The 12,043-nt window shown below is 62.9% G+C and carries 11 protein-coding genes; 8 read left to right on the plus strand and 3 right to left on the minus strand.

Annotation, left to right across the window (positions count from 1 at the left end):
• Nucleotides 1–108 precede the first annotated feature (108 nt).
• Complete coding sequence (locus QQS38_RS13655; RefSeq protein WP_479645902.1) at nt 109–402, plus strand: hypothetical protein; 294 nt, start codon at nt 109–111, stop codon at nt 400–402.
• 49 nt (nt 403–451) lie between these two features.
• Here QQS38_RS13655 and QQS38_RS13660 read toward each other — a convergent pair whose 3' ends face one another.
• A complete protein-coding gene (locus tag QQS38_RS13660; RefSeq protein WP_479645903.1) occupies nt 452–1,297 on the minus strand; it encodes a 23S rRNA (adenine(2030)-N(6))-methyltransferase RlmJ in 846 nt (281 codons plus the stop codon).
• A 151-nt stretch (nt 1,298–1,448) separates the two neighbouring features.
• A complete protein-coding gene (locus QQS38_RS13665; RefSeq protein ID WP_479645904.1) occupies nt 1,449–2,420 on the minus strand; it encodes a potassium channel beta subunit family protein in 972 nt (323 codons plus the stop codon).
• A 194-nt stretch (nt 2,421–2,614) separates the two neighbouring features.
• Between QQS38_RS13665 and QQS38_RS13670 the strand changes: the two genes are divergently transcribed.
• The gene (locus QQS38_RS13670) at nt 2,615–3,412 is read left to right on the plus strand and encodes a 3-hydroxybutyrate dehydrogenase (RefSeq protein WP_479645905.1); all 798 of its coding nucleotides are present in this window, start codon (nt 2,615–2,617) and stop codon (nt 3,410–3,412) included.
• 9 nt (nt 3,413–3,421) lie between these two features.
• Entirely contained in the window at nt 3,422–4,666 is a 1,245-nt protein-coding gene (locus QQS38_RS13675; RefSeq protein WP_479645906.1) for a DUF3734 domain-containing protein, read from the plus strand.
• A gap of 140 nt (nt 4,667–4,806) precedes the next feature.
• Here the strand turns inward: QQS38_RS13675 and QQS38_RS13680 are convergent, their stop codons facing one another.
• On the minus strand, nt 4,807–6,006 hold the full coding sequence (locus QQS38_RS13680) for an amino acid aminotransferase (RefSeq protein WP_479645907.1): 1,200 nt from the start codon (nt 6,004–6,006) through the stop codon (nt 4,807–4,809).
• 328 nt (nt 6,007–6,334) lie between these two features.
• Here QQS38_RS13680 and uvrB point away from each other — a divergent pair, with 328 nt between their 5' ends.
• The 5 genes from uvrB to QQS38_RS13705 all read left to right on the plus strand — a co-directional run bounded on the left by uvrB (nt 6,335) and on the right by QQS38_RS13705 (nt 11,916).
• Nucleotides 6,335–8,425 carry an excinuclease ABC subunit UvrB gene (uvrB, locus tag QQS38_RS13685; protein WP_479645908.1) on the plus strand — a complete coding sequence of 697 codons (2,091 nt, stop codon included), beginning with the start codon at nt 6,335–6,337 and terminating at the stop codon, nt 8,423–8,425.
• A 278-nt stretch (nt 8,426–8,703) separates the two neighbouring features.
• Nucleotides 8,704–9,252 (plus strand): iron transporter, encoded by a 549-nt coding sequence (locus QQS38_RS13690; protein ID WP_479645909.1) that lies wholly within the window; start codon nt 8,704–8,706, stop codon nt 9,250–9,252.
• A 31-nt stretch (nt 9,253–9,283) separates the two neighbouring features.
• Nucleotides 9,284–9,616 (plus strand): cupredoxin domain-containing protein, encoded by a 333-nt coding sequence (locus QQS38_RS13695; protein ID WP_479645910.1) that lies wholly within the window; start codon nt 9,284–9,286, stop codon nt 9,614–9,616.
• Nucleotides 9,617–9,664: 48 nt separating this feature from the next.
• Nucleotides 9,665–10,507, plus strand: coding sequence for an FTR1 family iron permease (locus tag QQS38_RS13700; protein ID WP_479645911.1), 843 nt, complete (start codon nt 9,665–9,667; stop codon nt 10,505–10,507).
• The gene (locus tag QQS38_RS13705) at nt 10,504–11,916 is read left to right on the plus strand and encodes a 4Fe-4S binding protein (RefSeq protein ID WP_479645912.1); all 1,413 of its coding nucleotides are present in this window, start codon (nt 10,504–10,506) and stop codon (nt 11,914–11,916) included. Before QQS38_RS13700 ends, QQS38_RS13705 begins: the two co-directional genes overlap by 4 nt.
• Nucleotides 11,917–12,043 lie beyond the last annotated feature (127 nt).

Raw genomic sequence — 12,043 nt, forward strand, 5'->3', positions numbered from 1 at the left:
CTCGTTTCTCGCCAGATGCCAAGGCGTACTTTTGCGGACATCCCCATGGGCCTTTCTTCCTCACCTCGTTCATTCGCGGCCGTCCGAACGACGGTATGTCTTGCTTTGATGGGGATCGCTTCCTATGCGCTGGCCCAGGGCCAGCCGTTGGTGCTCGATTCGCAAACGGGCATTCACGATGGCCAAAGCGGCCTCGTTCTGCAAAACGCCCCATTCTCGCGTGCGCCCATGGTGCCGGCGCAGCAGTTGCCCACACCCGCAGAGCTCGATTCGACGAGCGGCCAACCGCCGATCGTCGTCGCGCCGTATATCGCGCTGCCGGGGGCGAACGGGGCCGCGCCCAACGGAGCCGCACCCCCCGCCGGTTCCCGCTATCGGATGGCGCCTGGGACCCGCCAGTAGGATCCGCCGACCGGCGCGCGCGAGGTGCCTACCCGGCTATACCGAGCGACTAAGCCACGCGCGATTCCACCTTGAATTGGGCCGTATCGTCCTGCCCCAGCGCGTCGACGAGATAGGGCAGGGTTTTCTTCATCTGGGCTGCGAGCGTATATGGCGGGTTCAAGATGAACATGCCGCTGCCGTATAACCCGTAGCCATCCGATGGCGGACGGCTCACCGTCAGCGTGACATGCAGCCAGTTCGTCGGCTGCAATGCTTTCAATTGCTCGGGGAATCGCTGCGATTCGGTGCGCGTCACCTGCGGATACCAGAGCGCATACATGCCGGTGGCGAACCGTTTCAGGCTTTCCTCGATGCAGCCGAGCGTCCGCGCATAGTCGCGCTTATCCTCGAACGACGGATCGACGAGCACCAGCGCGCGCCTTGGTGGCGGAGGCAGGATCGCTTTGATGCCGTCGAAGCCGTCGCCGGCGTACAGCATTGCACGCCGCCCGGCATCGCGAAAATTGTGACGCAAAATCTCGATCTCGGTCGTGTGGAGCTCGAACAGCCGCATCCGGTCCTGGGCGCGCATCAAGCGCCATGCGAGATACGGCGACCCGGGGTAGTAGCGCAATTGCCCATCGGGGTTCAGCGCGCGAATCTGCGCGAGATAATCTTCCAGCACCTCGGGCAAATCCGATCGCTGCCAGAGCTTGGCGATGCCCGTTTCGAACTCCGCGGTTTTGGTCGCGTAACCTTCGACGAGCGAGTACACGCCCGCACCGGCATGCGTGTCGATGTACCAATAGGCCTTGTCCTTCTGCCCCAAGTAGCGCAGCAACTGCACGAGAACGGCGTGCTTGAGGACATCGGCGTGATTGCCGGCATGAAACGCGTGACGGTAGCTGAGCATACGGGCGAAAGAGTCAAAACTTCAGGGCGGCTGCGCGGCGCCCGGTGCGTGCCGGGCGAGCGCGCGAGCCGGGGCGCTCGAGCTTTACGAACGCGCGGGCAGGGCGCGTATTGTACGGCAGCGCCCTCGTCGCCTCGCGCGCTGCGCGCCGCTACGGCTCGACGCCAGCGACGATTTCCTCGATTCGTTGCGTGATCTCGGGCGTGATGCGCGCTGCGACGTCGCTCGCTTTCATGTTTTCCGCGATTTGCTCGACTTTCGATGCGCCGGTGATGACCGTGCTGACGTGCGGATTCTTGAGCACCCACGCGATCGCCAATTGCCCGACGCTGCAGCCGAGTTCGTACGCCACCTGTTCGAGCTTGCCGACGCATTCGTTCTTGTCGGCGTCGACCAGGCGCGCGCGCAACCAGTCGTAGCCTTGCAGTTCCGCGCGGCTACCCGCCGGCACGCCCGAACGATACTTCCCGGTCAACAAGCCCGACGCGAGCGGGCTCCAGGTGGTCAGCCCGAGTCCGATATCTTCATAGAGCCGCTTGTATTCCTGTTCGACGCGCTTGCGGCAGAACAAGTTGTACTGCGGCTGCTCCATGACCGGCTTGTGCAGATGGTGGCGCTCGGCGATCTCGTAAGCGGCGCGGATCTCGTCGGCGCTCCACTCGGAGGTGCCCCAATAGAGCGCTTTGCCGCGTGCGATCATGTCGCTCATTGCCCAAACCGTCTCTTCGAGCGGAGTATGGGGATCGGCGCGATGGCAAAACACAAGGTCGACGTAATCGAGTTGTAGGCGAGCGAGCGAACCGTCGATCGCGTTGTGCAGATACTTGCGATTGAGCGTGTGGTGCTGGTTGGGGGCCTCGTGCAAGCCCCAGTAGAACTTCGTGGAGATGACGTAGCTCACGCGCGGCCAGGCCAGTTCCTTGAGCGCTTGGCCCATGATTTCCTCGGCCTTGCCGCCCGCGTAGACTTCCGCGTTATCGAAGAAATTGACGCCTGCGTCGCGTGCCGCCGCGAGCGATTCGCGCGCCGCACGCCGATCCACTTGATTGCCGTAAGTCACCCACGAGCCCAACGAAAGTTCGCTCACTTGCAGGCCCGAACGGCCGAGTCGCCGGTAATTCATGTATGCCTCCTGAAAAGTCGACCCGCAGAGCTTAATCCCATTCGCGCCGAATCGCGTTCATGCCGGCCGATGGGGCACAATAGCGAAGTCGGTCGTCGCGCTGAATTCGGCCGAAAGTCATATGACGTTCGGCTAGCTTGTCGCACGCCGTGCGCCATGATGTCATTGTCCATGCATGCTTAAGGGGGTGACGAATGTCGTCGTTGAATACGAGTCTGAACGGTAAGGCCGCAGTGGTGACGGGCGCCGCGAGCGGGATCGGCAAGGAAATCGCGCTTACGCTGGCGGCGCAGGGTGCAGCCGTGGCGATCGCCGATTTGAACCTGGCCGGTGCACAGGCGGTGGCCGAGGAAATTCGCGCCGCGGGCGGCAAGGCAATGGGCGTCGCCATGGACGTAACGAACGAGGAGGCTGTGAACAGCGGCATCGACGAAGTCGCCGCGCAGTTCGGTTCGATCGACATCCTCGTATCGAACGCGGGCATTCAGATCGTGAACCCGATCGAGAGCTACAGCTTCTCCGATTGGAAAAAAATGCAGGCGATCCACGTCGATGGCGCCTTTCTCACCACCAAGGCCGCGCTCAAGCACATGTACAAAGGCGATCGCGGCGGCATCGTCATCTACATGGGGTCCGTCCATTCGCACGAAGCCTCGCCGCTGAAGTCGGCCTACGTCGCGGCCAAGCATGCGCTGCTCGGCCTTTCACGTGTGCTCGCGAAAGAAGGCGCGGCGCATAACGTGCGCTCGCACGTCGTATGTCCGGGCTTCGTGCGCACGCCGCTCGTCGACAAGCAAATCCCCGAGCAGGCGAAAGAACTGGGGATCAGCGAAGAAGAGGTAGTGAAGCGCGTCATGCTCGGCCAGACGGTGGACGGCGTCTTCACCACCGTGCAAGATGTCGCGCAAACCGTGCTGTTCCTTTGCACGTTCCCGAGTGCCGCGCTGACGGGGCAGTCGTTCCTCGTTTCGCACGGCTGGTGCATGCAATAAGGAGATTTCATGGGGGAGCGCAAAGCCACGCGCGTGCGCGCAAGCGCCGCCGCTTCGACGAGCGATACCGGCGGGCAAGCCAGGGCAGGCCGAGCGGCGAGCGTTGCGCCGTCCGCGGCGTTGCCTCCTTACCAGACAGTCGCGCTCGTCTTGCAAGGGGGCGGCGCGCTCGGCGCCTATCAAGCCGGCGTCTACGAGGGTTTGCATGAAGCCGGCATCGTGCCCAATTGGGTGGCCGGCATCTCGATCGGGGCCATCAACACCGCGATCATCGCGGGCAATGCGCCCGAGCATCGCGTCGCAAAATTGAAGGCGTTCTGGGATCTGGTGTGCCAGCCTGCCTACGGCGTGCCGATTCCCCCCGCGGTCGAACATGCGCTATTCGATTCGGCGGGCCCCGTGCGCACGGCCTTTACGACGATGCAGGCATTAAGCGCCATCGTCGACGGCCAAAAGGGGTTCTTCGTGCCGCGCATGCCGCCGCCGTTGCCGTTCGTCTCCGGCTCGCCAGGCACGGCCAGTTGGTACGACACCGCGCCGCTGAAAGCGACGCTCGAGCGCCTATGCGATTTCGATCGCATCAATTCGGGCGAGACGCGCGTTTCGGTCGCCGCGGTCAATGTCGGCACGGGCAACTTTGTTTACTTCGACAACCAGCATCAGAAGCTCAGGGCCGAGCATTTCATTGCCTCCGGATCGCTGCCGCCGGGGTTTGCCGCGACGGAGATCGAGGGCGAGTTTTACTGGGACGGCGGGCTCATGTCCAACACGCCGCTCTCCGAAGTCGTCCAGGCCTCGCCGCGCCGCGATACGCTCGCATTTCAGGTGGACCTATGGAGCGCCCGCGGTCCCGTTCCCACGAACCTGACCGACGTGCAGGGGCGGATGAAGGACATCCAATACTCGAGCCGTACCCGGCTCGTGACGGACATGATGGAGCACTCGCAACGCTTCAGGCATGTCTTGCGCGAGGTGCTTGAGCGGGTAGCCCCAGAGCATCGAGACGATCCGTGGTGCAAGCTCGCCCAGGAACTGTCGTCGTCGCATCGGTACAACGTGTTCCAACTGATTTACCGCGACAAGGAGTTCGACGGCAATTTCAAGGACTATCAGTTCGGCGCCTCGGCCATGCGCGAGCATTGGCGTTGCGGTTTGCGCGACATTCGCGACAGCCTCGCGCAGCCGGGCTGGCTGGATATGCCGGAAAACGACGCGGGGTTCGTCACGCACGACATCCACCGCGATTTGCGGTGACCGAAAACGAAATGGCGCCCCCATGAAAGGGCGCCATTGTCGGGTCCAGGCGTCAAGCAAGGGCCATGGGAGCCGGGACGGCGAGCCGCAGCCACGTGGCGCACACGGCCCGCGCCCTCGGTCGGCGGCGTCGCGAGGCCTTACTTCAGCACATGGGCGATCGCGTTCGCGACCGTATCGAGGTTGCGCGTATTGAGCGCGGCTACGCAGATGCGGCCGGTGCCCACCGCATAGATGCCGAATTCTTCGCGCAGGCGGTCTACTTGCGCCGAAGTCAAGCCGGAGTACGAGAACATGCCGCGCTGTGCGTTCACGAAGCTGAAATCGCGCGCTACGCCGGCGGCTTTGAGGCCCTCGACGAGACCATTGCGCATCGCGCGGATGCGGTCGCGCATTTGCCCGAGCTCTTCTTCCCACGTGGCGCGCAGCGCCGGGGTGCCCAGCACCGTTGCGACGATCGCGCCGCCGTGCGTCGGCGGGTTCGAGTAGTTCGTGCGAATCACGCGCTTCAGTTGCGAGAGCACACGTGCGCCTTCGTCCTTGCTATCCGTGATGATCGAGAGTGCGCCGACGCGTTCGCCGTACAACGAAAACGACTTCGAGAACGAAGACGACACGAAGACGTTCAACTCGGCCGCCGCGAACAGTCGCACGGCCGCGGCATCGGCGTCGATGCCGTCGCCGAACCCTTGATAGGCGATATCGAGGAACGGCACGAGGTTGCGCGCCTTGACCACCTCGACGATCTGCTTCCACTGCGCATCGCTCAGATCGACGCCGGTCGGGTTGTGGCAGCACGCATGCAACACGACGATGGTGCCGGCAGCGTAGCTGTTGAGCGCGGCGAGCATCGCTTCGAAATTGACGCCGTGCGTCTGCGCATCGTAGTAGGGATAAGCGACCACTTCGAAGCCTGCGCCTTCGAACAAGGCCCGGTGATTTTCCCAGCTCGGATCGCTGATCGCGACTTTGGCGGCGGGATTCAGGCGCTTGAGGAAATCGGCGCCGATCTTGAGCGCGCCCGTGCCGCCCAACGCTTGCGCCGTGACGACGCGACCCGCGGCGATCAGCGGCGACGCGTCGCCGAGCAGCAGCTTCTGCACGGCTGCGTCGTAGGCGGCGATACCTTCGATGGGCAAGTAGCCGCGCGGCAGCGCCGCCTCGACACGCGCCTTCTCTGCCTCGCGCACGGCGCGCAACAGCGGAATCTTGCCTTCTTCGTTCGTATAGACGCCTACGCCCAGATTGACTTTGGTCGGGCGCGTATCGGCGTTGAAGGCCTCGTTGAGGCCGAGGATCGGGTCGCGGGGGGCGAGTTCGACAGCGGAGAACAGGGACATGGTGTCTATGGCGGTAGTAAGAAACTGGCGGGCCGATGCATGCGCCGCTTTCGCCGGGGCCGACGCCGTCAGGCGGGTCGTCGAATCCACAATGGCGGTTTTGCGGGCGCTGAATGTGAGATTGTAACCAATCCAGGCGCCGCTTTTGGGTGTTTTCGACGCCCGAGCGGCTTCCATCCGTTTGAACGACCGTGCACTTTTCGCATGGGGCGAGCTTGCCAGAGCGCTTGCGGCGCGGCGGCGTGGGTGGGCGCGGGGACACGGCGCTGCTCGCGCGCCCGCGAAACGCTAAAATGGCTCTTTTGTCGGCGAAGGAAGCGCCTTTTCCATGTCCGAAGCTCAGCCGCATGCCGCCGAAGCCCTCGACGAATCGAAGTTCGTTGAATTCGAGGGTTCCCCGTTTCACCTTTATCAGCCCTATCCGCCCGCCGGCGACCAGCCGAGCGCGATCGCCCAGCTCGTCGAGGGCATCGAGGACGGTTTGTCCTATCAGACCCTGCTCGGCGTGACGGGCTCGGGCAAGACGTTCACGATGGCCAACGTCATCGCCCGGCTCGGTCGTCCCGCGATCGTGTTCGCGCCGAACAAGACGCTCGCCGCACAGCTCTATTCGGAGTTTCGCGAGTTTTTTCCGCGCAATGCGGTCGAGTACTTCGTTTCGTACTACGACTACTACCAGCCGGAAGCGTATGTGCCGCAGCGCGACTTGTTCATCGAAAAGGACTCGTCGATCAACGAGCACATCGAGCAGATGCGGCTATCGGCCACCAAGAGCCTGATGGAGCGGCGCGACGTGGTGATCGTCGCGACGGTGTCGGCCATTTACGGTATCGGCAACCCAAGCGAATATCACCAGATGATCTTGACGCTGCGCACCGGCGACAAGATCGGTCAGCGCGATGTCATCGCGCGGTTGATCGCGATGCAGTACAACCGCAACGAGGCCGATTTCCAGCGCGGCGCATTCCGCGTGCGCGGCGATACGATCGACGTGTTTCCGGCCGAGCATGCCGAAATGGCGCTGCGCATCGAGCTATTCGACGACGAGGTCGAGTCGCTACAACTGTTCGATCCGCTGACAGGGCGCGTGCGGCAAAAGATCCCGCGCTTCACCGTGTATCCGTCGTCGCATTACGTGACCCCGCGCGAAACGGTCATGCGTGCGGTCGAGACGATCAAAGCGGAATTGCGCGAGCGCCTCGAGTTTTTCCATGGCGAAGGCAAGCTCGTCGAAGCGCAGCGTCTCGAGCAGCGCACCCGGTTCGATCTGGAAATGTTGCAGGAGCTCGGCTTTTGCAAAGGCATCGAAAACTACTCTCGTCATTTCTCGGGCGCAGCCCCCGGCGAGCCGCCGCCGACGCTCGTCGATTACCTGCCGCCCGATGCGTTGATGTTGCTCGACGAATCGCACGTGTTGATCGGGCAACTGAACGCCATGTACAACGGCGATCGCTCGCGCAAGGAAAATCTCGTGCAATACGGCTTTCGGCTGCCATCGGCGCTGGACAATCGGCCGCTGAAGTTCCACGAGTTCGAGCGCAAGATGCGCCAGGCGGTCTTCGTTTCCGCCACGCCGGCCGACTACGAGAAAAAGCAGACGGGGCAGGTCGTCGAACAGGTGGTGCGTCCGACGGGCCTCGTCGATCCGCTCGTGCAGGTGCGTCCCGCCACGTCGCAGGTCGACGACGTCCTGAGCGAGATCAACGCGCGCGTGGCCGTCAACGAACGCGTGCTCGTCACCGTTTTGACCAAGCGCATGGCCGAGCAGTTGACGGAATTTCTCGCCGACCATGGCGTGAAAGTGCGCTACTTGCACAGCGACATCGACACCGTCGAGCGCGTCGAAATCATCCGCGATTTGCGGCTGGGCGCATTCGACGTGCTGGTCGGCATCAACTTGTTGCGCGAGGGGCTCGATATTCCGGAGGTCTCGCTCGTCGCGATCCTCGACGCGGACAAGGAAGGTTTCCTGCGCGCCGAACGCTCGCTGATACAAACGATCGGTCGCGCGGCGCGCAACGTCCACGGCACCGCGATTCTGTATGGCGACCGCATCACCGATTCGATGCGACGCGCGATCGACGAGACCGAGCGGCGGCGCGCCAAGCAGATCGCCTACAACGAACGCATGGGCATTACCCCGCGCGGCGTCGTCAAGCGCATCAAAGACATCATCGACGGTGTGTACAACGCCGATGACGCCCGCGCCGAACTCAAGGAAATGCAGCAGCGCGCGAAATTCGAGGATATGTCGGAGAAGGAACTGGCCAAAGAGCTCAAACGGTTGGAAAAGCAGATGATGGAGCACGCCAAGAACCTCGAATTCGAAAAAGCCGCGGCCGCGCGCGATCAACTGGCCGTTCTGCGCGAGCGCGCGTTCGGCGCGAACGTGGGCGATTCGATCACGGGCGCGAGCTAACCCTTAACCCATTCGGCGGACTAGGCAGGGGCGACCCCATGCGCGCAAGGGTCGCTTTGTCTTAACGATGCCATTCGTGTACACTTGGTGCTGATTGATAATCGTTCGCATTTGCGTTTGTGTTCGTGTTCCTCGCCTTTCCGGTAGCGCTCGGGTTGGCTCGGGATTCGGCTCGAATCGGGCGCATGAGCACGTTGGCGGCGAACGGTTAGGCGGCTCTCGGCGGCGCGTGGCGTCGTTGAATATTTCGACCAGTTCAAGAAAAAGAGGAGTTTTCGATGCATCGTTCCACCTGGATGAAGAGCGGCGTGGCGGCCGTGGCGGCGCTGGCCGCAATGGCCGTATCGGCGGCCGAGTATCCGATCGGCAAGCCCCAGGTTCAGGGCGGCATGGAAATCGGCGCTGTCTACTTGCAGCCGATCACGATGGATCCGGAGGGGATGATGCGCAAGGCGTCGGATTCCGACATTCACCTCGAGGCCGACATCCACGCGGTTAAAAAGAATCCCACGGGGTTCGCGGAAGGCGATTGGATGCCTTATCTGCAGGTTCACTACGAACTGAAGAAGGCGGGTGGCGCGCAGTCGATCAAGGGCGATTTGATGCCGATGGTGGCCGATGACGGCCCGCATTATGGCGACAACGTCAAACTGGCCGGCCCCGGCAAATACCATTTGACGATCGTCGTCGAGCCGCCCATGCAAACGGGCCACATGGCGTTCGGCCGTCATATCGACAAAGAAACCGGCGTGGGCGCCTGGTTCAAGCCGATCACGTTGCAGTACGACTTCACGTTCGCCGGTATCGGCAAGAAGGGCGGCTATTAAGCCGCATGGCTCGAGAAAGGGGAGCGAAAGCATGAATTTGCGTTTGAAAGTCGCGCTGGCCTGTTCGCTGGCCGTCGCTTGCATGGCGGCGCGGGCGGACGATGCGGTCACCGTCAAGCTGGAAATGGCCGACGGCAAGCTAACGCCCGCGCGCATCGAGGTGCCCGCAGGCAAGCGCATCCGCATCGAAGTGCACAACACCGGCAAGGGCGCCGCCGAATTCGAAAGTGTCCAACTGCGCAAGGAAAAGGTTCTCGCGCCGGGCGCTGAATCGGTCGTGGTGGTTGCTCCCCAGTCGCCGGGCGAATACAAGTTTTTCGACGATTTCCATCAAGCGGCGCAAGGCGTCATCGTCGTGAAGTAGCGGTTTTTGCGCACGGCCCTCGAACGTCGTGCGCGCGGAGAGCATCGGATGGGCCAGGTATTGTTCGTCGTATGGCGTGAGAGCGTCGAGGCTTTGCTTGTCGTCGGAATTTTGTACGCGTGGCTGAAGAATGGCGACACCGACGCGCGGCGCGGGTTGCCGTATCTATGGGCGGGTGTCGGCGCCGGCATGCTGGCGGCCGTGGGCCTCGGTGCGGCGCTCGTCGGGTTCAGCGAATTCCTTTCGGGCGACGCTGCCGATTACTTCCAGATAGGCATGGTGCTCGTCGCGTGCGTGCTGATCGTGCAGATGGTGCTATGGATGAAGCGGCACGGTCGCACGCTCAAGCGTGATATGGAGCGCTCGCTGCAGGAGCGCACGCGCGATGGCAACGGTTGGGGCGTCGCCGTGCTCGTCGCTTTGGCGATTGCGCGAGAAGGCAGCGAGACGGTCATTTTCCTCTACGGGCTCGGGTTCGGGCAGTCGGGACACGTGAGCGAAAGCGACGTGCTCGCCATTGCATTGGGGCTCGGTCTCGCATTGCTGACCTTCTACATTCTGCAACTGGGCGGCCGCATCTTCTCGTGGCGCCGCTTTTTCCGCGTCACCGAAATCATGTTGTTGCTGCTCGGCGCCGGCCTCCTTCAAACGGGCGCGGACAAGCTGATCGACAAGGAAATCCTGCCGCTCGGCATTTCGCAGGTATGGAATAGTTCTGCGATCCTCGACGATTCGAGCACCTTCGGTTCGCTGGTTGCAACGCTTACGGGCTATCGCGCGCATCCGTCTCTCACCAACCTCATCGTCTATGCGTTGTACTGGCTCGTGGTGGGGTGGTTGGCGCGGCGCGCCGGTCGGGCGCCGGCCGCGCAAGCTGGGCGCACGGCATGAGTACGCCGGCATTGTCTGACGCCGGCGGCGGGCGGCTTGCCCGCGTCGGCGCATGGATGCAGCGCAATGGCGCCACGATTCGTGCCATTCAATGGACCGTCGTTGCGATCTATGCCTTCCTCATCATCGTGCCCGCGTGCTTGCCGCTGCCCGATCACGCTGCGCATCTCTGGAACAATCTGACGCTGGCGGCCCAGTTCGTTTTTTGGGGCATATGGTGGCCGTTCGTGCTGCTGTCGATGGTCTTGCTCGGCCGCGTTTGGTGCGGCGTGCTGTGCCCCGAAGGCGCTTTGGCGGAGTTCGCAAGCCGTCACGGCCGGGGGCGGGCGATTCCGAGGTGGATGCGGTGGGGCGGCTGGCCCTTCGTCGCGTTCGGCCTGACGACGATTTATGGCCAAATGGTCAGCGTCTATCAGTATCCCCGGGCGGTGCTGCTCGTATTGGGGGGATCCACGGCGGCGGCGATGGTGATCGGCTTCCTGTATGGACGCGACAAACGCATCTGGTGTCGTTATCTGTGTCCCGTCAACGGCGTATTTTCGCTGCTGGCGCGTCTTGCGCCGTTTCACTATCGGGTCGACGAGGCCGCATGGCGGCGCTCGTACACGGCGGGCGAGCGCGGTCATCGCGTCATCCCGATCAATTGCGCGCCGCTGGTTCCGTTGAGAAGCATGAAAGGGGCGGCGGCCTGCCATATGTGCGGCCGTTGCAGCGGCCACCGTGATGCGATTTCGCTGGCCTGGCGCTCGCCTTCGCAGGAAGTCGTGGAACTTGGGCGCGATGCCGCCAACGGCTGGGACACCGCGCTCATTCTGTACGGTCTGCTCGGCATCGCGATCGGAGCGTTTCACTGGACGGTGAGCCCGTGGTTCATCGACCTCAAGCAATGGCTCGCGACCTGGCTCGTCGACCATGATTTCACGTGGATGCTCGATACCAACGCCCCGTGGTTCGTCTTCACGCATTACCCGGATCAGAACGACGTCTTTTCTTGGCTCGACGGCACCTTGCTGATCGGCTACATCTTGGCGACGGCGCTCGTCTACGGCACCACGCTGCTCGCATTGTTGGCCGCGGGCACACGTGTACTCGGCCGGTTCGACCGTGCGCGATTGCATCACCTCGCGCAGGCGCTCATCCCCGTTGCCGGAACGGGCGTATTTCTCGGGTTGTCCGCTACGACATTGTCGTTGCTGCGAGCCGAGCACGTTCCGCTCGATTGGGCGTCGACCGTTCGAATCGGCGTACTGGCAATCGCGAATGCGTGGAGCGCGCGGCTTGCCTGGGGCATTACGGGTCGATATGCGTCGCGCGTTGTTACGCGAGTGGGTGCGATGACGTGCTTCGTCGCAGCGCTAGCGGTGGCGGACAGCGCGTGGTGGTTGATGTTCTGGGGCTTTACGCGTTAGGGATGCTTTGCGGAGTTTAGGCATCGCGTTTGCCCCTCCGTTCGATTGGGGCAAGCGCGAGCGAGGCAAGAAAAGAGGAAAAGAAGCAAGAAGCGAAAACGCGGGCGGCTCAGCAAAAGGATCGAGA

Source organism: Trinickia sp. Z7, assembly GCF_056498045.1.